At 67.2% G+C, this 23,718-nt stretch carries 25 protein-coding genes; 11 read left to right on the top strand and 14 right to left on the bottom strand.

The window, feature by feature from the left end:
• The first annotated feature begins 74 nt into the window (after window positions 1-74).
• Window positions 75-635 carry a DUF1415 domain-containing protein gene (locus ABQ137_RS15260; RefSeq protein ID WP_104608222.1) on the top strand — a complete coding sequence of 187 codons (561 nt, stop codon included), beginning with the start codon at window positions 75-77 and terminating at the stop codon, window positions 633-635.
• A 187-nt stretch (window positions 636-822) separates the two neighbouring features.
• Window positions 823-1,629: an SDR family oxidoreductase gene (locus ABQ137_RS15255; RefSeq protein WP_349783105.1), complete on the top strand. Its 807-nt coding sequence runs from the start codon at window positions 823-825 to the stop codon at window positions 1,627-1,629.
• 76 nt (window positions 1,630-1,705) lie between these two features.
• Here ABQ137_RS15255 and ABQ137_RS15250 read toward each other — a convergent pair whose 3' ends face one another.
• Both ABQ137_RS15250 and ABQ137_RS15245 read right to left on the bottom strand, forming a co-directional pair.
• Complete coding sequence (locus ABQ137_RS15250; protein ID WP_349783103.1) at window positions 1,706-2,419, bottom strand: pseudouridine synthase; 714 nt, start codon at window positions 2,417-2,419, stop codon at window positions 1,706-1,708.
• A complete protein-coding gene (locus ABQ137_RS15245; RefSeq protein ID WP_024940274.1) occupies window positions 2,416-3,483 on the bottom strand; it encodes a class I SAM-dependent methyltransferase in 1,068 nt (355 codons plus the stop codon). Before ABQ137_RS15245 ends, ABQ137_RS15250 begins: the two co-directional genes overlap by 4 nt.
• 192 nt (window positions 3,484-3,675) lie before the next feature.
• Between ABQ137_RS15245 and ABQ137_RS15240 the strand changes: the two genes are divergently transcribed.
• Window positions 3,676-3,936 carry a hypothetical protein gene (locus ABQ137_RS15240; RefSeq protein WP_087962350.1) on the top strand — a complete coding sequence of 87 codons (261 nt, stop codon included), beginning with the start codon at window positions 3,676-3,678 and terminating at the stop codon, window positions 3,934-3,936.
• 110 nt (window positions 3,937-4,046) lie between these two features.
• Here ABQ137_RS15240 and ABQ137_RS15235 read toward each other — a convergent pair whose 3' ends face one another.
• The 5 genes from ABQ137_RS15235 to ABQ137_RS15215 all read right to left on the bottom strand — a co-directional run bounded on the left by ABQ137_RS15235 (window position 4,047) and on the right by ABQ137_RS15215 (window position 8,767).
• Window positions 4,047-5,381, bottom strand: a complete 1,335-nt coding sequence (locus ABQ137_RS15235; RefSeq protein ID WP_184632604.1) for a PQQ-dependent sugar dehydrogenase — start codon at window positions 5,379-5,381, stop codon at window positions 4,047-4,049.
• Between the two features lie 87 nt (window positions 5,382-5,468).
• Window positions 5,469-5,777, bottom strand: a complete 309-nt coding sequence (locus tag ABQ137_RS15230; RefSeq protein WP_104567933.1) for a DUF3247 family protein — start codon at window positions 5,775-5,777, stop codon at window positions 5,469-5,471.
• 125 nt (window positions 5,778-5,902) lie between these two features.
• Complete coding sequence (locus ABQ137_RS15225) at window positions 5,903-7,936, bottom strand: hybrid sensor histidine kinase/response regulator (protein WP_104568920.1); 2,034 nt, start codon at window positions 7,934-7,936, stop codon at window positions 5,903-5,905.
• A 107-nt stretch (window positions 7,937-8,043) separates the two neighbouring features.
• Window positions 8,044-8,334 carry a hypothetical protein gene (locus ABQ137_RS15220; protein WP_016903448.1) on the bottom strand — a complete coding sequence of 97 codons (291 nt, stop codon included), beginning with the start codon at window positions 8,332-8,334 and terminating at the stop codon, window positions 8,044-8,046.
• Window positions 8,321-8,767, bottom strand: a complete 447-nt coding sequence (locus ABQ137_RS15215; RefSeq protein WP_180970435.1) for a hypothetical protein — start codon at window positions 8,765-8,767, stop codon at window positions 8,321-8,323. Before ABQ137_RS15215 ends, ABQ137_RS15220 begins: the two co-directional genes overlap by 14 nt.
• Window positions 8,768-9,016: 249 nt before the next feature.
• Here ABQ137_RS15215 and ABQ137_RS15210 point away from each other — a divergent pair, with 249 nt between their 5' ends.
• The gene (locus ABQ137_RS15210; RefSeq protein WP_024940281.1) at window positions 9,017-9,592 is read left to right on the top strand and encodes a DUF3016 domain-containing protein; all 576 of its coding nucleotides are present in this window, start codon (window positions 9,017-9,019) and stop codon (window positions 9,590-9,592) included.
• Between the two features lie 147 nt (window positions 9,593-9,739).
• Here ABQ137_RS15210 and alr read toward each other — a convergent pair whose 3' ends face one another.
• Together alr and ABQ137_RS15200 are read right to left on the bottom strand one after the other, a co-directional pair.
• Entirely contained in the window at window positions 9,740-10,840 is a 1,101-nt protein-coding gene (gene alr, locus ABQ137_RS15205; protein WP_349783100.1) for an alanine racemase, read from the bottom strand.
• Window positions 10,840-12,129 (bottom strand): D-amino acid dehydrogenase, encoded by a 1,290-nt coding sequence (locus ABQ137_RS15200; RefSeq protein ID WP_039525213.1) that lies wholly within the window; start codon window positions 12,127-12,129, stop codon window positions 10,840-10,842. Before ABQ137_RS15200 ends, alr begins: the two co-directional genes overlap by 1 nt.
• Before the next feature lie 148 nt (window positions 12,130-12,277).
• Between ABQ137_RS15200 and ABQ137_RS15195 the strand changes: the two genes are divergently transcribed.
• Window positions 12,278-12,757 carry an Lrp/AsnC ligand binding domain-containing protein gene (locus tag ABQ137_RS15195; RefSeq protein WP_024940284.1) on the top strand — a complete coding sequence of 160 codons (480 nt, stop codon included), beginning with the start codon at window positions 12,278-12,280 and terminating at the stop codon, window positions 12,755-12,757.
• Between the two features lie 39 nt (window positions 12,758-12,796).
• Here ABQ137_RS15195 and ABQ137_RS15190 read toward each other — a convergent pair whose 3' ends face one another.
• Window positions 12,797-13,228: a hypothetical protein gene (locus ABQ137_RS15190; protein ID WP_349783097.1), complete on the bottom strand. Its 432-nt coding sequence runs from the start codon at window positions 13,226-13,228 to the stop codon at window positions 12,797-12,799.
• A 350-nt stretch (window positions 13,229-13,578) separates the two neighbouring features.
• On the opposite strand from ABQ137_RS15190, the gene msrB reads away from it, so the two are divergent.
• The 5 genes from msrB (at window position 13,579) to ABQ137_RS15165 (ending at window position 17,853) form a co-directional block, all read left to right on the top strand.
• On the top strand, window positions 13,579-14,043 hold the full coding sequence (gene msrB / locus ABQ137_RS15185) for a peptide-methionine (R)-S-oxide reductase MsrB (RefSeq protein ID WP_039525207.1): 465 nt from the start codon (window positions 13,579-13,581) through the stop codon (window positions 14,041-14,043).
• A gap of 402 nt (window positions 14,044-14,445) precedes the next feature.
• Window positions 14,446-15,300 carry a flagellar motor stator protein MotA gene (gene motA, locus ABQ137_RS15180; protein ID WP_024940287.1) on the top strand — a complete coding sequence of 285 codons (855 nt, stop codon included), beginning with the start codon at window positions 14,446-14,448 and terminating at the stop codon, window positions 15,298-15,300.
• A gap of 10 nt (window positions 15,301-15,310) precedes the next feature.
• Window positions 15,311-16,507, top strand: a complete 1,197-nt coding sequence (motB, locus tag ABQ137_RS15175; protein WP_167763641.1) for a flagellar motor protein MotB — start codon at window positions 15,311-15,313, stop codon at window positions 16,505-16,507.
• 466 nt (window positions 16,508-16,973) lie between these two features.
• Window positions 16,974-17,558, top strand: a complete 585-nt coding sequence (locus ABQ137_RS15170) for a hypothetical protein (protein WP_503021223.1) — start codon at window positions 16,974-16,976, stop codon at window positions 17,556-17,558.
• A 10-nt stretch (window positions 17,559-17,568) separates the two neighbouring features.
• Entirely contained in the window at window positions 17,569-17,853 is a 285-nt protein-coding gene (locus ABQ137_RS15165) for a DUF4031 domain-containing protein (RefSeq protein WP_024940290.1), read from the top strand.
• A gap of 800 nt (window positions 17,854-18,653) precedes the next feature.
• Here the strand turns inward: ABQ137_RS15165 and ABQ137_RS15160 are convergent.
• Window positions 18,654-19,205, bottom strand: a complete 552-nt coding sequence (locus tag ABQ137_RS15160; RefSeq protein ID WP_184519387.1) for a DUF6630 family protein — start codon at window positions 19,203-19,205, stop codon at window positions 18,654-18,656.
• Between the two features lie 163 nt (window positions 19,206-19,368).
• Here ABQ137_RS15160 and ABQ137_RS15155 point away from each other — a divergent pair, with 163 nt between their 5' ends.
• Complete coding sequence (locus ABQ137_RS15155) at window positions 19,369-19,635, top strand: DUF3297 family protein (protein WP_046344507.1); 267 nt, start codon at window positions 19,369-19,371, stop codon at window positions 19,633-19,635.
• A 390-nt stretch (window positions 19,636-20,025) separates the two neighbouring features.
• Here ABQ137_RS15155 and ABQ137_RS15150 read toward each other — a convergent pair whose 3' ends face one another.
• From ABQ137_RS15150 to ABQ137_RS15140, 3 genes are all read right to left on the bottom strand, one after another.
• The gene (locus ABQ137_RS15150) at window positions 20,026-20,787 is read right to left on the bottom strand and encodes an ABC transporter permease (RefSeq protein WP_054593061.1); all 762 of its coding nucleotides are present in this window, start codon (window positions 20,785-20,787) and stop codon (window positions 20,026-20,028) included.
• Window positions 20,784-21,728, bottom strand: a complete 945-nt coding sequence (locus tag ABQ137_RS15145) for an ABC transporter ATP-binding protein (protein WP_024940707.1) — start codon at window positions 21,726-21,728, stop codon at window positions 20,784-20,786. Before ABQ137_RS15145 ends, ABQ137_RS15150 begins: the two co-directional genes overlap by 4 nt.
• A gap of 278 nt (window positions 21,729-22,006) precedes the next feature.
• Window positions 22,007-23,644: a Na+/H+ antiporter gene (locus ABQ137_RS15140; protein WP_016900897.1), complete on the bottom strand. Its 1,638-nt coding sequence runs from the start codon at window positions 23,642-23,644 to the stop codon at window positions 22,007-22,009.
• Window positions 23,645-23,718 lie beyond the last annotated feature (74 nt).

Raw genomic sequence — 23,718 nt, 5'->3', positions numbered from 1 at the left:
CTGCGCTGCACCGGCACAGGCGGCCGCGCCGGCAGCGATCGCATACACTGGCCCACCATCACGCCGCCGCCACGATGACGACCACGCCTGCCACGCTCGACCCGTTGACCGCCACCCGCCAGTGGATCGAGCGCGCGGTGATCGGCCTGAATCTGTGCCCGTTCGCCAAGGCGGTCTACGTCAAGCAGCAGGTACGGCTGGTGCTCAGCGATGCCAGCACGCCCGAAGCGCTGCTCGAACAACTGGCCGAGGAACTGGTGTTGCTGCGCGACACGCCGGCCGAGCAGATCGACACCACCTTGATCGTGCATCCGGACGTGCTCACCGATTTCCTGGACTACAACGACTTCCTCGACAACGCCGATGCGGCGGTGGAAGCGCTGGATCTGGGTGGCGTGTTGCAGGTGGCCAGCTTCCATCCGGACTATCAGTTCGCAGGCGCGGCGGTGGATGACGTGGCCAACTTCACCAACCGCTCGCCCTACCCCACCTTGCACCTGCTGCGCGAAGACAGCGTGGAGCGTGCGGTGGCCGCGTTTCCGGACCCGGACGTGATTGTCGAACGCAATATCCAGACGCTGGAACGCCTGGGCCAGGACGGCTGGGAACGGTTGTTGAGCGCATCGCAGCACTGACCGCCGCATCGCGTGCGGTTGCGCGTGCCTGAAACGCGCAGCGATGCCGGCGCGCAGCGGCGCGGCATGACGCGATAACGGCGGGCAAGCCACCAATCTGCATGCCTCGCGCGCGGCGATCGCGTTGCTACGGCCACCACGGCGCCCGCGTTACAGTGCACGCGACCTCACTCCCCTGGTGCGCCCGATGCCCCTGACCCCCGCCGTCTCCGCATGGAATCCCTCCCCGTTGCAGGACCGCGTGGTGGTGATCACCGGCGGCGCCCAAGGCATCGGCCGTGGCATTGCCCAGGCGGTGCTGGGCGCCGGCGGCAGCGTGGTGATCGGCGACCTGGATGCCGATGCCGGCAAGGCCTGCCTGCAGGAGTGGGCATTGCCGCGACGCAGTGCCTTCGTGCGGTGCGATGCCGCGCGCCCGGCCCAGGCAGCACGCCTGATCGCCACCGCGCTCACCCGCTTCGGGCGACTCGATGGCCTGGTCAACAACGCCGGCGTGGCCGATCCGCATGTGCCGCCATTGCCGCAACTGGAATGGGAGGAGTGGAATCGCAGGCTGGCCAGCCTGCATGGCGCCTTCCTGTGCAGCAAGCAGGCCTTGCCCGCATTGGCGCAGGCCCAGGGCGGCGGTGCGATCGTCAACATCGCCTCCACCCGCGCCTGGCAATCCGAGCCGCATAGCGAAGCCTATGCCGCCGCCAAGGGCGGGCTGGTGGCCTTCACCCACGCCTTGGCGCTGAGCGAAGGACCGCAGGTGCGCGTCAACAGCATCAGTCCGGGCTGGATCAGCACCGACGCCTGGCGCGCACCGGCGCGCCGGCGCACACCCAAGTTGTCACGGCGCGACCATGCCCAGCATCCGGCCGGACGGGTCGGCACGCCGGAAGACATCGCGCAATTGGCGGTTTATCTGCTGTCGCCGCAGCTGTCCGGCTTTGTGACCGGGCAGGACTTCATCGTCGATGGCGGCATGTCGCGCAAGATGCAGTACGTCTGAGGCATTGCCGCGCACGCGGCCTGCAGTAGACCGCGCAGGCCGGAAGCGCCGCAGGCGCAAGCACTAGCGGCGTGGCTCAGGCCTGCTCGCTGCGGCCGAACAACACCGCAAGATCCCCTGCCTCCAGCGCGCGCCATTGCCCGGACGGCAGACCACCCAGCACCAAGCCACCGATGCGGCTGCGGTGCAAGGCCACCACGTGATTGCCGGCGGCGGCGAACATGCGCCGCACCTGGTGGTAGCGGCCTTCGTGCAGGGTCAGGCGTGCCTCGCGTGGGCCGAGCACGTCCAGTTCGGCCGGCAGCAGCGGCTTGGTTTCGCCGTCCAGCAACAGCGTGCCGCTGGCAAACAGCGTCGCCTCGTCGCCGCGCAGGTCCTCGGCCAGGGTGACGTCGTAGACCTTGTCCAGCGCCGACTTGGGCGAAATGATCCGGTGCAGCAGCGCGCCGTCGTCGGTCATCAGCAACATGCCGCTGGTCTCGCGATCCAGCCGCCCCACCGGCGCCAGCACCGGCGCGCGCGAACGGAAGCGCGGCGGCAGCAGTTCGTAGATCAGCCGGCCGGTGTCCTTGGTCGAGCAGGTGTAGCCGCCGGGCTTGTGCAGCAACAGGCTGAAACCCGCTGGCGGATCCAGCGGTTCGCCATCGATGCGGATCGCATCGTGCTCCACCTGGTCGTCGGCATACAGCACCTCGCCGGCGGCGTCGGTGACCGCGCCCTGGCGAAACAACTGGGTCACCTGCTTGCGGCTGCCGTAGCCGAGGTTGGCGATGTGCTTGACCAGCTTCATGCGCGCGCTCCGCGGCCACGGATGGCGGAAATCAGCTTGAAACCGTCGCGTTCGGCGGCCACGCGCACCTGCCCGAAGCTTTCGTTGAGCACGTACTCGTAGGGCAGATGCCGGTTGGCGACCAGCAGCAGCTGCCCACCCGGGCGCAACGCCTGCGCGGCCACGGCGATGAAGCGCTGGCCGATATCCGGACGATCGGCGCGCGAAGGCGTGTGGAACGGCGGGTTGCTGACGATGAAATCGTACTGCGCCCCCAGGCCGGCGGTGACGTCGCGCCAGTGGTACTGCAGCTGCGCCGGATGCGCGATGGCCTGCAGGTTGCGCCGCGCCAGGGTCAGCGCGCGCGCCTCGGCCTCGTACAGATCCAGCCCGGTGACCTTGGGGCAGCGCGCCAGCACCTCGGCCGACAGATAGCCAAAGCCCGCGCCCAGATCGGCGCCGTGTCCGGCCAGTGTGCTCGGCAGATGCTCGACCAGCAGCGCCGAGGCAGGATCGATGCGGTCCCAGGCAAACACACCGGGGCGACTGACGAAGCGCCCGTCCAGAATGGGGCGCGGCGCATCCAGCGCGGCCCAGCGCGCCTGCAGCGCCGCATCGGTGTCGGCAGGCAGCGGCGCGCTCCAGTAGGTGCGGCAATGGTGCTTGGTCAGGCTGCCGGCCAGGCCGGTGAGCTGACGCAGATCCGCCTCGCCCGAGCGCGCGCCCTCGTTGTTGGACTGGCAGGCCACCACGCGGCCGCCCGGTGCGGCCAGCGCGACCGCGCGCGCGAACAGGGCACGCGCTTCCTCGCGTTGCCGCGGCGGCAACACCAGCACCAGGGCGTAACGGGTGCTGTCGGCCTCGATCTCGCTCTCTTCGCGCACGTTCCAGCCATTGCGCTCCAGCGCCTCGGCGAAGGGGCGAAAGCTCTGCTCGCAGGTCAGCGCATCGGCAGCCGCATGCTCGCGCAGCGGGAACCCGTCGCGCGCGCGCAGGAACAGCACCGGGCCGCTGGGCCATGGCAGCACGCCCTGGGCGAAGGGCAAAAACAGAGCTTGAAGCGGGGCATCGTGCGGGCCAGCCATCGGATCATCGGGTCGGGAACAGGCCGCCATTGTAAGGGAGCGCTGCCTGCCGCCCCCCCTGGCGCCCGCTTGGGCGGGCATTCGATTGCGTGAGCTGCAGACGGCGGCCCTTCCAATGTCTATACGGTCTATTGATGCGCACGCAACATCCGCCCGCCTAGGCTGGAATCACACCAATACCGGAGAGACGCGATGCGAGCCCTGTTCGTAGGTGGAGTGGTCGACAACAGCGAAATGGATCTGGATGACACCCCGCCACCGATGCACTACCCCGAAAACACCGGTGCGGGCCGGCCGCGTTACCGCCTGCACCAAGTCGGCGAGCGCGACGATGGCAGCGTGGCATACGCGGTGTATGGCGCTCCGGAAATGGCCGATGACGACATCAGCCGGATCACCGAAGAACGTGGCTATGCGCGTCGCTTCAGTGCCTCGCCCGAACCGCCGCGCTGAGCGTGGGCGCATTGGCGTGATACCGCGCACGACCGCGGCACACGCATGAAAAAACCGGGCCTGGGCCCGGTTTTTTTCGTTTGAACGCCTGAGCCAGCGCGTTGTCTGGATCAGCGCGCCTTGGGTGTCACCCGCCAGATCACATTGCCGACATCGTCGGCCACCAGCAGCGCCCCGGTATTGTCCGGGCTCACGCCCACCGGGCGCCCCTGCGCATTGCCTTCGGCATCCAGGAAACCGTCCAGCACCGTGATCGGCGTGCCGCTGGGCTTGCCATCGACAAACGGCACGAACAGCACTTTGTAGCCGCTGGGTGGGTCGCGATTCCACGAGCCGTGCTGGCCGATGAAGGCGCCCTGGCGGAAGCGCTCCGGCAGCAGGCTTCCGCTGGCAAAGCTCAGGCCCAGCGAGGCGGTATGCGGGCCCAGCGCATAATCGGGCTTGATCGCCTTGGCCACCAGCTCGGGGTTTTGCGGTTTGACCCGCTCGTCCACATGCTGGCCGTAATAGCTGTAGGGCCAGCCATAGAAGCCGCCGTCGCGCACCGAGGTCAGGTAATCCGGCACCAGATCGCTGCCGATCTCGTCGCGCTCGTTGACCACCACCCACAGCGACTTGCTCTGCGGCTCCCAGGCGGTGCCGACCGGATTGCGCAGGCCGCTGGCGAACACGCGGCTGCTGCCGGTGGCCGGGTCGATCTCCAGGATGGCGGCGCGGTTGAGTTCGGCCTCCATGCCGTTTTCTGCCACGTTGCTGTTGGAGCCGACGCCGACATACAGCTTGCTGCCGTCGGCGCTGGCCAGCAGCGACTTGGTCCAATGGTGATTCAGGCCGCCGGGCAAGTTGGCCACGAAGGTCGGCTTGGCGGTGATATGCGTCTCGCCGGGCTTGTACGGAAAGCTCACCAGCGCATCGGCATTGGCCACGTAGAAACGATCGCCGATCAGGGCCATGCCGAACGGGGAAAACAGCCCGCTGATGAACTGGGTGCGCACTTCGGCCACGCCGTCGCCATCGGCATCGCGCAGCAAGGTGATGCGGTTGGCACTGGGCACCACGGCGCCGGCCTTGCTCATCATCGCGCCCTGCACCTTCTTGCGGATGCCGCCGCCTTCGGCGTCTTCCGGCTTGGGCGGCTCGGCGGTTTCGGCCACGAGCACGTCGCCGTTCGGCAGCACATAGACCCAGCGCGGGTGATCCAGGTCGCGCGCAAACGCGGCAACCTGCAGGTCGTCGGCGGCGATCGGCTTGGCGTTCTCGGTCCAGCGCTTGACCGGCGCCACCTTGACGGTGGGGATCAGGCGTTTGACCGGCTCGGGCAATTGCGGGTTCGGCCCGGTCCCTTGTTCGATGGCAAGCGTGGCGGTATCGCCGCAGGCGGCGAGGAGGGCGACGGTCAGTAACGACAGCGGCCAGCGGGCGAGCTTCAACGCGGGAGCATTCATTGCGCGATCGATCCTGAACAGTTACGACAATCGGCCATCATGCCGTCAACGCCACGACGAGAAGTAAACACATCGTCAATGCGTGACTCAGGAAGCGGCTTGCGGATCGCTGCCCAGCGGCAAGGGGTGCACTGCCACGATGCGGTCCATCCAGATCCAGTGCGGCTCCTGCGCGGCATCCAGCTGGTCGATGCGCAGCTGGCCGTTGAGGCCTTCGCGCTGCTGGTCGTCCAGATAGGTCTGGATGCTCGGGCGCACGGCGACGGTGCCGCTGATCATGCTGCCGTCGTCGAGCTCGACGCGCACGCGCTCCTGGCCACCGAGCAGCGACACCCAGTGTTCGAGCGTGGCGATCTGTACTTGTTCCGAATAGACATGCGGGGCGTATCTGGACATGGCGTCATCTCCATCGAGGGAATGCACCACGCTAGGCCATCGGCCGTGAAAGAGGCAGTAAACAGCCTCTTTCACCCGTGCTTGTCAGCCGGAGCGGCGGCGCGACATCGGCGCCGCCTGCCGTCTCACTCCACCGATTCGCGCGCGGCACGCACCGCGGTGACCAGTTGGGCGACGCTGTAGGGCTTGGCCAGATGCTCCTGGAAGCCGGAGTCCAGCGCGCGCTTGCGATCGTCGTCGCGTGCCAGCGCGGTCACTGCCACGGCCGGCAGTGCCGCCGCGTCCAGCCCCATGTTCTCGCGCACGGTGCGGATCAGCCCGTAGCCGTCCATGCCCGGCATGCCGATGTCGGTCAGCATCAGGTCGAAGCGTGCATGGCCGCGGTGATCGATCAATGCCAGCGCATCGGTGGCGCTGCCGGCGGTGACCACTTCGGCGCCCTGCTCTTCCAGCAGGCGGCGCAGGTAATCGAGCATGTCCGGCTGGTCTTCCACCGCCAGCAGGCGCAAGCCATTGAGCGCGCGCGCTTCGATGATCTGTTCGGACATCAAGCGCCGGCGCAGTTCGCGCCGCGGACGCCTGGCCTGATCGGGAATATGCTCCGGCAGGCGCACCGTGAAGGTGGCGCCCTTGCCGCGACCGCCGCTGGTGGCGCTGACCTGGCCGCCATGCATTTCCACCAGCTGCTGCACGATCGCCAGGCCCAGGCCCAGCCCACCATGCTGGCGCGTGGTGGTGCCGTCGGCCTGACGGAAGCGGCCGAACAGATGGGGCAGGAACTCCGCTGCGATGCCGTCGCCCGAATCGCGTATCGCGACCAGCAGGTGGCCGTCGTCGCGTTCGATGGTGACATCGATACGGCCATGTGCCGGGGTGAACTTGATCGCATTGGACAGCAGATTCCACAGCACCTGCTGCAGCCGCGTGGCATCGCCCAGCACCAGGCACGGCGTGGACGGAGCATGCACCTCCAGCACCTGGTCCTTGCCTTCGGCAGCCAGCTCTTGGGTGTTCAGGGCCTCGCGCACCTGTTCGACCAGATCCAGCGACTCGACCTCCAACTGCACCTTGCCCAGCAACATGCTGCTGAGGTCGAGCATGTCCGAGATCAGGCGTTTCTGCGCACGGGCACTGCTGGCGATCACCGACAGGCCCTTGTAATTGGGATGACCTTCCTCGACCCGCTGCAGCAGCAGCTCGCTCCAGCCCAGGATGGTGGTCAGCGGCGTGCGCAATTCGTGCGACAAGGTGGCCAGGAACTCGTCCTTCAGCCGCGCCATGCTCTCGGCTTCGTTGCGTGCGCTGCGCTCGGATTCGAGCAGTTGTTCGCGCGCCAGTTCGATCTCGCGTTGTTCGGTCACGTCCGGGCTGCTGCCGGCCAGGCCGATGAAGCGCCCGTCGGCCGAATAGCGCGGCGTGGCGGTCATTTCGATCCAGCGCCACTGCCCGTCGTGGCGGCGCGCGCGCACCAGTGCATGCAGGCCGCGCTGTTCTTCCAATGCGGTGGCCAGTTCGAACTGGAAGATCGACAGGTCGTCCGGATGCAGCAACTCGCTCCAGGCCGACACCGTGCCGCTGGAAATGTCGATGCCGAAAAATTCGCCATAGGCACTGTTGACGAAGCGCACCACGCCTTGCGCGTCCAGTACCCAGACCGGCATCGGCAGGCCGTCGGCCAGGGCGCTGAAACGTGCCTCGCTCTCGGCCAGCTCACGCTCCACCCGCTTGCGCTCGGTGATGTCCATGAACAACACCGCCACCCGCGCCTGCTCCGGCTGCCCGACCCGGAACGCATCCACCGAGTACCAGCGGCGCAATGCCTTGGCCTGCATTTCGAAATGGATGCGGTTGCCGGTGCGGGCGACATGGCCGTAGCGGTCGAACCATTCCTGTTCGTGATCGACCAGCATGCCGCGAATGGAGACATTCAATACATTGGACAGGCCGGTGTAGCGCTCGAACGCGCCATTGGTCATCCGGATCACGTAATCGACGGCCTTGTCGCCATCGAACACCATATCGATGACGCAGAACCCCGCGTCCAGATTGTGGAAGATCTCGTGGTACATCCCCGGGTCGAGGAAGGGCTCGGCGAGGGCTGCCGGGTGGCTGGTGGCCAGATCGGGGCTGGTGGTCGAGGTGCTCAAATCGGGATCCAGGGGTGATGCCACGGCGGATGACGGGCAGATGAAACCACGCCCGGTGTCGTCAGCGGGTGCACGACCGAGCGATCTTGTTCACGCGCGTGCCATCGGCCCCCGGTCGATCACCACAGCAGCGCCGCGCACAGCGCGATGCATGCCGCCAGCACCACGATCCCGGCGATCACGCCGCGAAACACCCACTCGCCTTCGCGGCGCAACTGCTCGTCCATCCAGCGCTGCGCTTCTTCGCGCCAGGCGGTGGAACGCGCGTACTCGGCGTCCAGCAACAGCAGCCGCACCCGCGACAGGCCGAGTTTGGCGCATTCGCTGCGGCAGCGCTCGCTGAAACCATCCTCGCCGGTGGCGACCTGTGCGCCCAGCGGCAACTGCAATTCGAGTTCATGCCTGGACATAACGGGGGCGCTCCTGATCAAGCTCGTGTTCCAGCGCCATCCGCGCCAGTTGGGTGTAGTTGGCGCGCGGGCCCTGACCCCGGCCGGTGAGCATTCCCTGGTAATCCAGGTCCTGCCAGACCCGCCCGGTCCACTCGACGCAATCCTCGGCGATCACCAGCATCAGCGAGTAGCGGTACTCAAGCCCGTTGGCGGCGGTGTAGGCGTAGACCGGCGGGAACTGCACCGCCACATCGCCCTGGCGCGCCAGCGCGGCCAGGTGTTCGCGCAAGGCATCGCGCGGCGAGGCTCCCGGTTCCATCCGCAGCGCGCGGGTCGCCAGGTCCAGATCCACATCGCTTTGCAGGGCGACGAAGGCGGCGGCCCCGGTGGCGGGGTTGTGGCCGTGTTGTTTCGCCCAGTCGATGAACTGCAGGCGCACGTCCGACGGCAGGTGTGCCGGCGCCGAAGAGGCTGACTTTGTGCGGAAAGAGTGGGTGTCCATGCTGGCGATCTTCCGGGCTGCGCCGTGAAGCGCAGGCGCAGGCGCGGTGAACCCGCCGTCATGGCGCCAGCGCTGCGGATTAACCGCGTGGCAATGGCCGGCCAGCCCTTGCGCGGCAAGCGTTGCCGGCGGGCAGACGCGCCCCCACACTGCAAGGACGCCCGGTACGTCCACGTACCTTCCGCTTGGAGACTTTCCATGAAACGTTCCAGCCTTTGCGGCGCCAGCCTGTTGCTGGCAGGACTGCTCGCGGCAACCGGCGCGCAGGCACGTGTACGCAACGTCACCGACCCGCAGGCGCCACGCGCGCTGACCGGCGATGGCAAGGTCGATGTGCGCTGGACCGACCCGGCGCAGTTTTCCGAAGTGCGCTTCAGCGGCAACCGCTGGGAAGCGCAGCGTGGCGACTGGGTGACCCAGCTGGCGACCTATTTCCAGCAGAGCGCCGCGCGCAAGCTGCCCGACGGCCAGCGCCTGAGCGTGACCATCACCGACATCCGCCGCGCCGGCCAGTACGAGCCCTGGCACGGGCCGCGCATGCAGGACGTGCGCATCGTCAAGGACATCTACCCGCCGCGCCTGAGCTTCAACTACACGCTGACCGGCGCCGATGGCCAGGTGATCGACCAGGGCGAACGCAAGCTGGTGGATTCGGCGTTTCTGATGAGCGGTCCGCGCCTGACCGACAGCGATCCGCTGCGCTTCGAAAAAGCGATGATCGACGACTGGGTGCGCAAGCAGTTCCGCGGCGACCGGAGTACCGCCGGGCTGTAAGCAGCCGCTTCAAGCCTCTCCCGTCGGCAGAGGGGTTGGGGTGAGGGCACGGAGCGAAGCCCACGCGTTGTTCCAAGTGCATGTGGCTTCGCACGTCCCCTTATCCGCCCCTTCGGGGCACCTTCTCCCGATGGGAGAAGGGACACCTCACCGCGTGACTCCCTCGCCCACTGCCGCCTCACCCACATACGTCCGCGGCACGCGCTTGAGTCCACACAGCAGTTGATATGCGCTGACATTGCACTGCGTTGCCAGCGGACTGACGCGCGGCGCATCTCCCCACAGCTGCACTGACGCACCGATGTCGGCCTGCGGGTGCTCGGTGAGATCCACGGTCAGCATGTCCATCGACACACGCCCGATCAGCGGGCAGACCTGTCCATCCACCAGCACCGGGGTGCCGTTGGGGGCGAACTGCGGATAGCCATCGGCATAGCCGGCTGCCACCACGCCGACGCGGGTGGGCCGCTCGGCGACGAAACGGGCGCCGTACCCCACCGGCTCGCCCGCCGGCAGCTCGCGCACGGAGATGATGCGCGAGCGCAGCGTCATCACCGGGCGCAGTTGCGCGGTGGTGTCGGTGTCCTGCGGGAACGGGTTTGCGCCGTACAGCATCAGCCCCGGACGCGACCAATCGTTGCGCAGCGCCGGCCAGCCGAGCAGGCCGGGCGAATTGCGCAGGCTGGTCTCGGCCCGCATGCCGCCTGCGGTGAGTGCGAACGCCACCGCCTGCTCGTCGGTGCGGCTGCACTCCAGCTCGTCGGCGCGCGCCAGGTGGGTCATCAGCACCAGCGAGGCGATCTGCGGCAGCCCGCGCAGCCGCAACCACGCCGCACGAAAGTCTTCCGGTGACAGGCCCAGCCGGTGCATGCCGCTGTCCAGCTTCAGCCATACCCGCAACGGACGCGGGCTCTGGAACTCGGCCAGCGCGCGCACCTGCTGCGGCGTGGCCACCACCGTCCACAGATCATGCTCGGCAATCAGGCGCAGTTCGTCGTGTTCGAAGAACCCTTCCAGCAGCAGGATCGGTGCGCGGATGCCGGCCTGACGCAGCTCCAGCGCTTCTTCGATGCAGGCCACCGCAAAGCCGTCGGCCTCGCCGTCCAGCGCCTGCGCGCAGCGCACCGCGCCGTGGCCGTAGGCATCGGCCTTGACCACCGCCAGGGCCTTGCTGCCGCCCAGGCGCTTGGCCAGGCGGTAGTTGTGACGCAATGCGTCCAGGTCGATCAACGCTTGCGCAGGACGCACTACGCGGCCTCCTGCTGCGCGCGGGCGCTGCGTGGCGACAGGTAACGGAAGATGTCCAGGCCTTCGCTATCGATATCGGGCGTACGGCCCTGCATCAGGTCGGCCAGATAGCGGCCCGAGCCGCAGGCCATGGTCCAGCCCAGGGTGCCGTGGCCGGTATTGAGGAACAGGTTGGCATACGGCGTGGCACCGACCACCGGCGTGCCGTCCGGCGTGGCCGGGCGCAGGCCGGTCCAGAACTCGGCCTGGGCCAGATCGCCGGCGCCGGGGAACAGGTCGTTGACCACCATCTCCAGCGTGGCGCGGCGGCGCGGATTCAACGACAGGTCGAAGCCGGCCACCTCGGCCATGCCGCCGACGCGGATACGGTCGTCGAAGCGGGTCAGCGCGATCTTGTAGCTCTCGTCCAGCACCGTGGAGGTCGGCGCGCGCGCGGCATCCACGATCGGGATGGTCAGCGAATAGCCCTTGAGCGGATACACCGGCAGGTGCAGGCCGAGCGAGAGCAGCAGGTCGGCCGAATAGCTGCCCAGCGCCAGCACGTAGCGGTCGGCGGTCTCGATGCGGCCATCGATCTGCACGCCGGTGACGCGCCCGCCTGCGTGCTGCAGATGCTCGATCTGCTGCCCGTAGCGGAACTCCACCCCCGCCTGCGCGGCCAGTTCGGCCAGGCGCTGGGTGAACAGCCGGCAGTCGCCGGTCTGGTCCTCGGGCAGGCGCAAGGCGCCGGCCATCTGCGCGCCACCGCCGGCCAGGCCCGGTTCGAACTGCGCGATCTGCGCCGGGGTCAGCAGCTCGTAGGGCACGCCGTACTGGGCCAGCACCTCGATGTCCTGCGCGGCCGCATCCAGCTGCTGCTGGGTGCGAAACAGCTGGGTGGTACCGAGCTGGCGGCCTTCGAACTCGATGCCGGTGCTGGCACGCAATGCGTTCAGGCAATCGCGGCTGTAGTCGGACATACGCACCATGCGCGCCTTGTTCACCGCATAGCGCTCGGCAGTGCAGTTGCGCAGCATCTGACTGAGCCAGGCCAGCTGACGCAGGTCGCGCGTGGGCCGGATCGACAGCGGTGCATGCTGCTCGAACAACCACTTCACCGCCTTGCCGGGCACACCGGGCGCGGCCCACGGCGAGGTGTAGCCGAACGACAGCTGGCCGGCATTGGCGTAGCTGGTTTCCAGCGCCGCCGCCGGCTGGCGGTCGACCACGGTGACCTCGCAACCGGCCTGCGCCAGATACCAGGCCGTGGTGGTGCCGATAACGCCGCTACCGAGAATGAGCACCCGCATGTCGTTCTCCTGGAAAGGGTATTCCCCCACAACCAGGCGCCGAGGGGGACAGTTAGACGCAGTATATTGCGAGCCAGGCAGTGCCATTTCTGGAATCGGCCCGCCTTGGCAGTGAATCCTCCTGTCAAACCCTGCAGAGACAGACCCGATGACGACCCGCACCCGCGAGCTGGACAAGATCGACCGCAAGATCCTGCGCATCCTGCAGCAGGAGGGGCGGATTTCGTTTACCGAACTGGGCGAGCGGGTGGGCCTGTCGACCACGCCCTGCACCGAGCGCGTGCGCCGGCTGGAGCGCGATGGCGCCATCACCGGCTACTACGCGCGGCTGGACCCGCATTATCTCAAGGCCAGCCTGCTGGTATTCGTGGAAATCAGTCTGGCCTACAAGTCCGGCGACATCTTCGAGGAGTTCCGGCGCGCCGCGCTCAAGCTGCCCAACGTGCTGGAATGCCATCTGGTCTCGGGCGATTTCGACTACCTGCTCAAGGCGCGCATCAGCGAGATGGCCTCCTACCGCAAGCTGCTCGGCAGCACCTTGCTGACCATGCCGCATGTGCGCGAGTCCAAGAGCTACATCGTGATGGAAGAGGTCAAGGAGACCCTGGCGTTGCCGATCGAGGGCTGAGATTTGGGATTCGGGAGTGGGGATTGGTAATGGCGCGGGTCAGCGCACCACGCGCATGCCGTCGCCGGCCGGGACCGCGTCGTAATAGCGCCCGGTCTTGGTATCCAGTACCCGGTTGGCGCCGGCCGGCTGCATGCCGTGCAGCAAGCGGCCATTGCGGTCGTAGACCATCGGCGCGCTGGCCGGCGCAACCTGGCTGCCGGCCGGCGCCACCGGCGTCTGGGCCGGGCCATGGGTCGGGATGGTGGGCGCGGACGGGCGCTGGCCAAGCTGCGATGGCACCGGAGCCGTGGCCGGCGCAGGCTGCACTGCGCGCGGCGTGGTCAGCGTGGGCTGGGCGGGCGTCGGGTTGGTGATCGGCTGCAGCGTATTGGACGAGCGTGTGCTGGTGGCCGATTGCGCCGCCGCAGCGCCGGCGGCAGCCAGCAGGCCGCACAGCAGCAGGCCGCGCGTTGAAGAAAGGATCGCCATGACGGACACCGTGCTTGATCGAGGAGTACTTACTGGATGGGGGCGCCGGCGTGCTGCGGCAATGCATCGGGCCGGCTATGGCCTGAACGCGTTCGCGAGATGAGCGCCGCGCGAAAGGCACTTCCCGCTCCCATCGGGACAAGCTGGCGCGCAGTGCCGGATGGGGGTGCGTGAAGCCTGGCAATCAGTACTGCGTCGTGGCTTCGCCGCCGTAACCTCACCCCAACTCCCACTCCGCGCCCCGGCCTGCGCCAGCGGCGCTTGGTCCCGGCACGCTTGAACCACGCCGACAGCGCCCACATCACGGGTGCAGGCGCGGCACCCTGCCAGCGCGCGCATGCGAGAACCCCATGAGCCAGTTCGATCTGACCCCTCCCTCCCCCGCCCAACGCGACGCCCTGATCGCCGGGCTCAGCGACGAGGAACAGCGCGTGCTGCTGCACCATGGCACCGAAGCGCCGTTCTGCGGGGTGTTCCTGGACAACAAGCTCGATGGCGTCTACACCTGCCGCCTGTGCGGGTTGCCGTTGTTCCGCTCCAGCGCCAAGTTCGAATCCGGCACCGGCTGGCCGAGCTTCTTTGCCCCGTACGACACCGCCCATGTGCGCGAAATCCGCGACACCAGCTACGGCATGATCCGCACCGAAATCGTCTGCGCGCGCTGCGACAGCCACCTGGGCCACGTCTTCCCCGACGGCCCGCCGCCGACCGGCGAACGCCACTGCCTGAACTCGGTCTCGCTGGGCTTTACCGAAAACGGCCAGGCCCTGCCCAACCCCTTGCAGCGCGCAGGCGCCGAAGCGCAACCGGCCTGAGCTGAGCATGCATCCGGCCCGGAGGGATTCCGTGCCGGATGTATGCCTGCAACACCTGCGCCCACTGGCAGGCGCTGCCGCATCGCCGACGCAATACAGCGACCCCGACAAGGCATCGAACCACCGCTGTAGCCAGGCGCGATTCACCTGAGCAAGGCTAGGTCACGATGAGCGTTGCAGGGATTGCTTGCAGCAGGCAGCCGTGCCGCAAAGCCCTTCAATCAAGGGCTGGAACGGCCTGAGCGCACCTGGCGCTAGCGACGACAGCGCCGCAACCTGCCGCGTGAAGAAGCGATCCCCCCAGCGATCGTTCAGTTACACCGCACACCTTCACGCCGTGCGCTTCAAGAATCCGCCGCGCAAGCCGAAACAACAGCAACCCTGTTTGCTTTTGGCTGCGCCATGCTCATCATCATCGGCTTCATCGTCGTCATCGTCAGTGTCCTCGGCGGCTATGTGCTGTCGCACGGCAAGCTGGGCGCGCTCTGGCAGCCGTACGAGCTGATGATCATCGGTGGCGCGGCGTTCGGTGCGTTTCTGGTCAGCACGCCCGGCAAGATCGTCAAGGAGACCTTCAGCAGCATCCTGGGCGTGTTCAAGGGCCCGCAGTACAAGTCCGACGACTACAAGGACACGCTGAGCCTGATCTACGAGCTGCTCAACAAGGCGCGCCGCGATGGCTTCATGGCGCTGGAAGATCACGTCGAAAAACCGCAGGACAGCACCATCTTCGGCAACTACCCCAAGGTGGTCGCCGACCATCACCTGCTGGACTTCATCACCGACTGCCTGCGCCTGATGATCGGCAGCAACATCGAGCCGCACGAGCTGGAGCCGCTGCTCGAGCTGGAGCTGGAAAAACATCACCACGAAGCGCTGGCGCCCTCGCATGCGCTGAGCAAGGTGTCCGACGGCCTGCCCGGCTTCGGCATCGTGGCGGCCGTGCTCGGCATCGTGATCACCATGGGCTCGATCGGCGGGCCGATCGAGGAGATCGGCCACCACGTCGGCGCCGCCCTGGTCGGCACCTTCCTGGGCATTTTGCTGGCCTATGGCTTCGTCGCACCGCTGGCCGCGGCGATGGAAGCGCGCGCCGAGCAGGACGGGCGCATGTACGAGGCGGTCAAGACCGCGCTGCTGGCCTGCCTGCGTGGCTACAACCCGAAGATTGCGCTGGAATTCGCGCGCAAGACGCTGCCCTCCAACGTGCGTCCGAGCTTTGCGGATTTCGAAACGCACCTGAAGACGATCAAGTAGGACCGCGGTCATGGCCGAGGGCAAATCCACCGTCGTCATCCGACGGGTCAAGAAGGTGCAGGGCGGCGGCCATCATGGCGGCGCCTGGAAGGTGGCGTTTGCCGACTTCGTGACCGCGATGATGGCGTTCTTCCTGGTGCTGTGGCTGATGGCCGCCACCACCAAGGAGCAGCGCGCGGCGATCTCGGAATACTTCCGCAATCCCAGCCCATTGTCGGGCAAGTCGCCGGCCCCCTCGCCGGGCATGAACGGCCCTGGTGGCGCCAGCACCTCGATGATCAAGCTCGGCGGCACCGCCGACATGGCCAAGGGGCAGAAGGACGAGATGGGCCGCAAGCGCGACAACGCTGCCGACACCAACGAGGACAGCCGCGCCAGGGACAAGAAGCGCCTGGAAGCGCTGATGCAGGACCTGAAAGAGGCCATCGACAAGAGCCAGGCGCTGGAGCCGTTCAAGGACCAGTTGCTGCTCGACCTCACCCCGGACGGCCTGCGCATCCAGATCGTGGACAAGCAGAACCGGCCGATGTTCGACATGGGCCGCGACCAGCTCAAGCCGTACACCGTGGCAATCCTGCGCGAGCTGTCCAGCTTCATCAACCAGGTGCCCAACCACATCAGCATCACCGGCCACACCGACACCACCGCCTACAGCAGCGATACCGGTTACACCAACTGGGAACTCAGCGCCGACCGCGCCAATGCCGCGCGCCGTGCGCTGGTGGGCGGCGGCATGGACGATGCCAAGGTCACCCGCGTGGTGGGGCTGTCCTCGTCGGTGCTGTTCGACAAGACCGACCCGCAGAACCCGATCAACCGCCGCATCAGCATCGTGGTGATGACCCAGGATGCCGAACAGGCCGCGCTGGCCGGCGCCGGCCAGGGCATTGCGCTGGGCAAGCCGACCCACGATGCCGACACCCATGTGCCGGATCTAAGTGCCGCAGCAACCGCCACCACCGCGGTGGGGACCCCGGCCGCGCTGCCTGCGGCAGGACCCAGCGCTGCTGCGCCGGCGGGCGGACCTGCGGCTGCGGCTAGCGCCACACCGCCTGCTGCAGCACCCCCAGTCACCAGCGCCGCGCCGGCGGCACCGCGCGTCTCCACGCGCAGCCAGGTGGCTTCGGCCACCGCACTGGCCAAGGCTGCCGAAGCCGCCGTGGCCGCACCGCGCACTGCGGTCAGCGAAGTACCCGCGCGGCGCTGACGGCGGCTGCGGGAACTTGGCCTGAGGTTGCCTGGCGGTTTTTGGTGTTCTTGGCGGTTGCTGGCTGCGGCTACAGCTACAGCTACAGCTACGGCAGACGGCAGACGGCAGACGACACGTTGTCGTGCATGTCGAATCCGATGTGCATGCCGAACTTGATGCGCATGTCGGATCTGGTCGCCCTGCGGGCTGCTTGTCGGGCTTGTCGGGCTTGTCGGGCTTTTAGAGCTTGTCGTCCTGAATGCCGATCCTGACCGGAAATCGCGCGTTGGCGCTCCGACAGACCCGCGGTGCCAGCCGCTGCAGCCTGTCCGACATATCGGCGTCAGCGGCCTTCGCAACGCCGGAAGCGCCGACAGCAGCATCCCCCGGCGCGGCTGGCGTTTCACCGGCCTGGCGGCGGCACCCGAGCCGGGTCACGCGCAAGCGCCTAGAATGGTCGGCCATTCCCAGCGTCGAGAACACCGTGTCCCGCAATTCCAAGGCCAAGCGCGACAAGCGCAAGAAGTCCCAACCCAAGCGCCCGATCGCCCGTCTGGGCCAGGCGCCGCAGATCGCCAACCATGCCGTGCTGCAGGATGCCGACGGCCGCGTGGTCGCTGCGATCGGCTTGCAGAGCGGCAGCGAATGGCTGCTGTCGATCGGCGGCCAGACCATGGGCAGCGCCGACAATCCGGTGCCGATGCTGGCCATGCTCAAGCACCTGGCCAATCTGCAGGAGAAGGAAGGCAAGACCATCTCGCTGGAATACTCCACCCAGCTGCAGCAGATGATCGACGACCTGGCCGCCGAAGACGGCAAGACCGCCGAGGAATACCTGACCACGCTGGTGTCCGAGTTCGAGAACAGCGACGCTGAAGGCGACGACGGCGAAGCCGAAGACGCAGACGCCGAGGCAGGCGATGCCCAGGCAGATGCCGACGCGGACACCGATGCCGATGCTGATGCCAGCGCCGAAGACGCCGCTGCCGAGACCGCAGGCGACGCGTCGCAGGACGACGCCGACGACGCAACCGACGGCGGCAAGAAGAAGAAGGGCAAGAAGGCCTAAGGGCCTGCCCGTGGCCGTCTACGTCGACGATGCGGTGCATCCGTGGCGCGAGCAGCGCTGGGCGCACCTGCTCGGCGATACGCTGGACGAGCTGCATGCAATGGCGGCGCGGCTGGGCATTCCCCGCCGCGCCTTCCAGAACAAACTCAGCGGCGCGCACTACGATGTGTCCGCAACGCTACGCGCCGAAGCGATCGCGCTCGGTGCCATTGCGATCTCCCGTCACACCGACCGCGCCCTGCTCAAGGCCTTGATCGCCAACGCGCGTGCACAGGCGCGCGGCGAGGCGCCTTGAGGCGGGGATTGGGGAGTCGGGGTTGGGGAGTCGTAACGGCGATCGCCACAACCTGATTGGCGGCACGCCGTTGTAGGAGCGCGCCCGAGCGCGAGGAGCCGTCCCGGTAACGCCCGTCGCGCGCAGGCACGCTCCTACGTGGCAAGCGTTGGCCCGTTCATGCGTCCTGGCCTGGAGGCCTGCAACTTCCAGCACCCATGATGACGGCATCCCCTCCGCACCATAACGGCACGCTGTTGTAGGAGCGCGCCTGAGCGCGAGGAGCCGTCCCGGTAACGCCCGTCGCGCGCAGGCACGCTCCTACGTCGCAATCGCTGGGCCGTGTAAGCCTCCTGGTAAAGAGGCCTGCAACTTCACGACCGGCGGCATCCCTCTGCACATGACGGCACGCCGTTGTAGGAGCGCGCCCGAGCGCGAGGAGCCGTCCCGGTAATGCCCGTCGCGCGCAGGCACGCTCCTACGTGGCAAGCGCTGGGCCGTGTAAGCCTCCTGGTAAAGAGGCCTGCAACTTCACGACCGGCGGCATCCCCTCCGCACCATAACGGCACGCCGTTGTAGGAGCGCGCCTGAGCGCGAGGAGCCGTCCCGGTAATGCCCGTCGCGCGCAGGCACGCTCCTACGTGGCAATCGCTGGGCCGTGGACCATGCCTGCGCGGCAGACCCTAGTGGCCACCAGGCGCTTGGCATGCTGCTGCGGCAGCACGCACCACCGCAGCTCGACACAACCACACCCACACATCGTTCCTGCGAATCCGGAATCCGGAATCTCCCAATCCCGATTCCCCAATCCCGGCCCCGCCTCAGAACGCTTCGTTCCCCAGCCGCACTTCCACCCCCAACAGCGAGGTCAGCGCCAGCATGGCGTCGTCGTCGCGGCTGAGCGCGATCCAGCCGGCATAAGCGTCGCCGCCGGTGTTCCAGTTCCACAGCGAGTAGCCGTGCTCGCGCAGACGATCGAAGGCCACCGCCATCAGGTCGGGCACACTCAGATCGCTGGAAAACTCCTCGTCATCCAGGTCGCCGCCCCAGTCGATGCGCAGGTTCCAGCGCGCGCTGAGTTCGTCGATGGCGGCAATGAACGCGTCGGTGTCCTTCCAGTCCACGAAAAAGCCCGAGCGCCAGTCGATCGCATCCTTCAAGGCCCACAACCAGGCATCGTCGCCCTCGTCGTCGTCCAGGTCGGCCTGCGCCTCGCGCCAGGTATCGAACTGGGCCAGGGCGGTGTCTTCGTCGCCGGGATTGATCAGCACCAGCAGATTCCACACCCGCGCCGGGTGGTCGTCGACATCGTCTTCGTCGCCTTCGGGCTGCAGGCCTTCGTCGTCTTCGTAATCGGCGCTGTTATCGGGCATGGCGGTCTGGTTCCAGGAGTGCAGGCGTGAAGTGTGAGGCCTGGCGGGGCGCAAGCAAACCGCCCGGCGCGTGCGCAGGCAGCGCCGGGGCTGATCTTCGCGGCGCGGGCCCGTATCCTGTGCGGCCGAAGACGGCCATCCCGGCCGCCATGACGCCTTTCCCATGAGCGATACCCCTCCCGATCATCTGGCCATCGATGCACGCAGCCCGTTCCACAATGCCGATGCGCTCGGCCGCGGCGTCGGCGTGCGCTTCAACGGTGTCGAACGCGACAACGTGGAGGAGTATTCGGTCAGCGAAGGCTGGATCAAGGTGCAGGTCGGCAAGGCCCGCGACCGTCGCGGCAACCCGATGACCATGAAGATCAAGGGTGAGGTGGTGGCCTACTTCCTGGACACCAAGAGCGACGCCAAGCCTGCTGCCGAATAAGAGCGGCTGACACCACCACGTCACGCCGGGCTACTGCAGGCCGGCTGCCCTGCGCCCTGGCTGCAGGGCCCTGGCCCGCCCACCTCGCGGGGCACGCTGCAAGTACGTCCTTGTCAGCGCTGGCGACTGCGAGAGGGTGAGGACCATCGGAGGTGGTCGTTTCGTTGCGCAGAGCTTTCAATAAAGCAGCCGGCAAACTCTCTGGAGTGGCGCCCTCGCCGATTGCGAGACCGTGGGACGGCATGGATGCGGCTACCGAGTCCCCAGGGCCGGGTTCACGGCGCGTCCCGCGAGCCGCGAGGGCGCTGCGCACTCGCCCCAGTCAACGTTGACCCGGACTGCCGACGGCATCCACCAGGGTGCGGCCGACCAAACCACTGCCGTCACCACTCACGCCTTGAGCCGGTAACCGCTGCGGAAGATTGCCGCCACCACGCCCAGGCACACCAGCAGGAACAGGAAAGTCATGCCGGTGCTCACCGCGATGTGCACGTCGGCCTTGCCGTAGAAACTCCAGCGGAACCCGCTGATCAGGTACACCACCGGATTGAACAGGGTGACCTTCTGCCATAGCGGCGGCAGCATGTTGATCGAGTAGAAACTGCCGCCCAGGAAGGTCAGCGGCGTCACCACCATCAGCGGGATCACCTGCAGTTTTTCGAAGCCGTCGGCCCAGATGCCGATGATGAAACCGAACAGGCTGAAGGTCAGCGCGGTGAGCACCAGAAAGCCCAGCATCCACAGCGGATGCGCGATCTCGTAAGGCACGAACAGCCGCGCGGTGAGCAGGATCAGCAAGCCCAGCAACACCGACTTGGTGGCCGCCGCGCCCACATAGCCGATCACGATCTCCCACCAGGCCACCGGCGCCGACAGCACCTCGTAGATGGTGCCGGCCCAGCGCGGCATGTAGATGCCGAACGAGGCGTTGGAAATGCTCTCGTTGAGCAGGGACAGCATCACCAGCCCGGGAATGATGAAGGCCCCGTAGCTGACGCCGTCGATGTCGCCCATGCGCGAGCCGATCGCCGCGCCGAACACCACGAAATACAGCGAGGTCGACAACACCGGCGAGGCGATCGACTGGGTCAGCGTGCGGAAGGCGCGCGCCATTTCAAAGCGGTAGATCGCCGCAATCGCATGCCGGTTCATGCGCGCACCTCCACGTTGCGGGCGCCATGCACCAGGTTGACGAAGATCTCCTCCAGCGAACTCTCGCTGGAATGCAGGTCCTTGAAGTCGATGCCCTGCTCGTTGAGCCGCCGCAGCAACGCACCGATACCGGTCTGCTCGGCCTGGGTGTCGAAGGTGTAGACCAGGCTGTTGCCGTCGGCCGACAGCTCCAGCGGCAGATCGCCCAGCGCGGCCGGGATGGCCTGCAGCGGTGCCTGCAGGCTCAGCGTGAGCTGCTTCTTGCCGAGCTTGCGCATCAGCGTGTGCTTGTCTTCCACCAGCACCAGCTCGCCGCGATTGATCACCCCGACCCGGTCGGCCATGTCTTCGGCTTCCTCGATGTAATGGGTGGTCAGGATCACCGTGGTGCCCTGCTCGCGCAGCCTGCGCACCATCTGCCACATGTCGTGACGCAGCTCCACGTCCACGCCTGCGGTGGGTTCGTCCAGAAACAGGATGCGCGGCTCGTGCGCCAGCGCCTTGGCGATCAGCACGCGCCGCTTCATGCCGCCGGACAGCGTGGAAATCTTGTTGTGGCGCTTGTCCCACAGCGAGAGCTCGCGCAGCACTGTTTCCAGATACGCCGCATTGGCCGGCTTGCCGAACAGCCCGCGACTGAAGCGCACGGTGGCCCACACGGTTTCGAACGCGTCGGTGGCCAGCTCCTGCGGCACCAGGCCGATGCTGGCACGCGCGGCGCGGTAGTCGCGCACGATGTCGTGGCCATCGGCCAGCACGGTGCCGGTGCTGGGGTTGATCAGCCCGCAAATGATGCTGATCAGCGTGGTCTTGCCGGCGCCGTTGGGACCGAGCAGCGCGAAGATCTCGCCGCGCCGGATCTGAAGGTCTACCTGCTTGAGCGCCTGAAAACCGCCAGCGTAGGTCTTGCTCAATCCCTGGATGGAAACGATTGGAGTCATGTCTTCTGCACTGGAGCGATCAGCCGCACAGGGTAGGCCGTGCGCCATGAAGATGGGAGAAGTGCGGATGGAATGGTGTCTTCCGGCGCGCGCCGGGAAGCCTCAGCGAACTGGACCGCGTACGCCTGCTGCGCCTGTTAGTCGGCGCATCTCCGTAGGAGCGCGCCTGAGCGCGATGGGGCTTTCCCGCCAACGCCCCATCGCGCCCAGGTGCGCTCCTACCCGAACACGGCAACCGCTGTGGCTCCTGCGATTCCCCACTCCCGATTCCCGCGCGCTCACGCCCGCTTGCGCGACTCGATCAGGTCCAGATTGCGCACCAGCCGGCGCGACAGGTCGTCGGAAATCTCGCGGCGCCTGGCCAGCTTGAACAGCTCGTTGCGCTCGGCCACCAGCGCGGCATGGCGGAACTGGCGCAGCGCCTGTTCGTAGGCACCGGCCTCTTCCGGATCGGTCTCGGCCATGTCCACTGCACCCAGCTTGCGCTGATAACGCTGGCTGACCTGATTGGCGGCGGCGTTGTAGCGCTCGGCATGCTTGCTGCCGTCCACCAGCCGCTGACGCAGTTTTTCCACCGCTTCCAGCGCCGCCTGCGAGGCCGCCTTCACCGCCAGGTCTTCCTTGAGCTGCTCGTCTTCCTCCTCGGGCAATTCCAGCCCGCGCAGCAGCCGCGGCAAGGCCACGCTGGCCACCAGCAGCGACACCAGGATCACCGAGGCGGCCAGGAAGATCGCCAGCTGGCGGGCCGGAAACGGCGAGCCGTCTTCCAGCATCAACGGCAGCGTGAGCACGCCGGCCAGGGTGATCGCACCGCGCACGCCGGCCAGCGAGACCGCCACCACGATGCGCCACGGCGGGCTGACATGCTGCTCGCCGCGCCACTGCGCCTTGAAGATGTTCCAGCGCAGCGACAGGAACACCCACACGAAGCGCAACGCCATCAGGCTGGCGCTGATGGTGGCCACGTACACCGCCAGCCACCACGGATTGAGGTGCCCGGCCTCCTGCACGCTGCGCACCGCCCCGTCCAGGATGCCCGGCAACTGTTCGCCCAGCAGCACGAAGATGATGCCGTTGAAGGTGAACTGCACCGTGTCCCACACCGCCGAGCGCTGCAGCCGCATGTTGCCCGGCGCGTTGCCGGCCATCTCCACGTAGCTCATGGTGACGCCGGCGGCCACTGCGGCCAGGATGCCGGAGGCATGGAAGGCTTCGGCCAGCAGATAGGCCGCGAACGGGGTCAGCAGATTGACCAGGATCGCCGAACCCGGCTCCTCGCCGAAGTGGCGCCAGATCCAGGCCTGGATGCGGCTCAGGCCGAAGGTGGTGGCCACGCCCAGCGCCAAGCCGGCCAATGCCACCCACAGGAAGGTCAGCGAGGCGGTGGCGAGCGAGAAGCTGCCGGTCAGCACCGCGGCCACCGCGAACTGGAAGCACACCAGCCCGGAGGCATCGTTGAGCAGGGACTCGCCTTCCAGGATGTGCATCAGCCGCTTGGGGATCGACACCTTGGAGGCGATCGAGGACACCGCCACCGGATCGGTCGGCGAGATGATCGCCGCCAGCGCGAAGGCCACCGCCAGCGGCATCGCCGGGATCAGCCAATGGATCAGCAGGCCCGCACCGATCACGGTGAACACCACCAGCCCCAGCGCCAGCTCGAGGATGGCCGCCTTGTCGCGGAACAGGCCTTGTTTGGGAATGCGCCAGCCATCCAGGAACAGCAGCGGCGGCAGGAACAACAGGAAGAACAGCTCCGGTTCCAGCTCGTGCCCGGCATCGAACACACCCGAAACCACCGCGCCAAGCGCAATCTGGACCAACGGCAGGGGCAACGAGAACGGCAGGATGCGGATCAGATAACCGCTGGCCGCGACCGCCAGCAACATGGCGAGGACGACATCGATCGAATGCATGGAAAACCCGGAAGAAGAAACGGTGCGCGCGTGCGGCATCGCATAGTGCAACGCACCATCACGCGCCTACGGAA

The organism is Xanthomonas sp. WHRI 8393, from assembly GCF_040203315.1.
Taxonomy (GTDB): domain Bacteria; phylum Pseudomonadota; class Gammaproteobacteria; order Xanthomonadales; family Xanthomonadaceae; genus Xanthomonas; species Xanthomonas arboricola.
Note: the sequence above shows the minus strand (reverse complement) of the source record. Positions and strands in the feature narration are given on the sequence as shown.

Bases quoted from the DNA above. Each gene is read 5' to 3' on its own strand.
- ABQ137_RS15260 (WP_104608222.1), top strand. From the start codon at position 75: ATGACGACCACGCCTGCCACGCTCGACCCGTTGACCGCCACCCGCCAG.
- ABQ137_RS15255 (WP_349783105.1), top strand. From the start codon at position 823: ATGCCCCTGACCCCCGCCGTCTCCGCATGGAATCCCTCCCCGTTGCAG.
- ABQ137_RS15250 (WP_349783103.1), bottom strand. From the start codon at position 2,419: ATGAAGCTGGTCAAGCACATCGCCAACCTCGGCTACGGCAGCCGCAAG.
- ABQ137_RS15245 (WP_024940274.1), bottom strand. From the start codon at position 3,483: ATGGCTGGCCCGCACGATGCCCCGCTTCAAGCTCTGTTTTTGCCCTTC.
- ABQ137_RS15240 (WP_087962350.1), top strand. From the start codon at position 3,676: ATGCGAGCCCTGTTCGTAGGTGGAGTGGTCGACAACAGCGAAATGGAT.
- ABQ137_RS15235 (WP_184632604.1), bottom strand. From the start codon at position 5,381: ATGAATGCTCCCGCGTTGAAGCTCGCCCGCTGGCCGCTGTCGTTACTG.
- ABQ137_RS15230 (WP_104567933.1), bottom strand. From the start codon at position 5,777: ATGTCCAGATACGCCCCGCATGTCTATTCGGAACAAGTACAGATCGCC.
- ABQ137_RS15220 (WP_016903448.1), bottom strand. From the start codon at position 8,334: ATGTCCAGGCATGAACTCGAATTGCAGTTGCCGCTGGGCGCACAGGTC.
- ABQ137_RS15210 (WP_024940281.1), top strand. From the start codon at position 9,017: ATGAAACGTTCCAGCCTTTGCGGCGCCAGCCTGTTGCTGGCAGGACTG.
- ABQ137_RS15200 (WP_039525213.1), bottom strand. From the start codon at position 12,129: ATGCGGGTGCTCATTCTCGGTAGCGGCGTTATCGGCACCACCACGGCC.
- ABQ137_RS15195 (WP_024940284.1), top strand. From the start codon at position 12,278: ATGACGACCCGCACCCGCGAGCTGGACAAGATCGACCGCAAGATCCTG.
- ABQ137_RS15190 (WP_349783097.1), bottom strand. From the start codon at position 13,228: ATGGCGATCCTTTCTTCAACGCGCGGCCTGCTGCTGTGCGGCCTGCTG.
- msrB (WP_039525207.1), top strand. From the start codon at position 13,579: ATGAGCCAGTTCGATCTGACCCCTCCCTCCCCCGCCCAACGCGACGCC.
- motA (WP_024940287.1), top strand. From the start codon at position 14,446: ATGCTCATCATCATCGGCTTCATCGTCGTCATCGTCAGTGTCCTCGGC.
- motB (WP_167763641.1), top strand. From the start codon at position 15,311: ATGGCCGAGGGCAAATCCACCGTCGTCATCCGACGGGTCAAGAAGGTG.
- ABQ137_RS15160 (WP_184519387.1), bottom strand. From the start codon at position 19,205: ATGCCCGATAACAGCGCCGATTACGAAGACGACGAAGGCCTGCAGCCC.
- ABQ137_RS15155 (WP_046344507.1), top strand. From the start codon at position 19,369: ATGAGCGATACCCCTCCCGATCATCTGGCCATCGATGCACGCAGCCCG.
- ABQ137_RS15150 (WP_054593061.1), bottom strand. From the start codon at position 20,787: ATGAACCGGCATGCGATTGCGGCGATCTACCGCTTTGAAATGGCGCGC.
- ABQ137_RS15145 (WP_024940707.1), bottom strand. From the start codon at position 21,728: ATGACTCCAATCGTTTCCATCCAGGGATTGAGCAAGACCTACGCTGGC.
- ABQ137_RS15140 (WP_016900897.1), bottom strand. From the start codon at position 23,644: ATGCATTCGATCGATGTCGTCCTCGCCATGTTGCTGGCGGTCGCGGCC.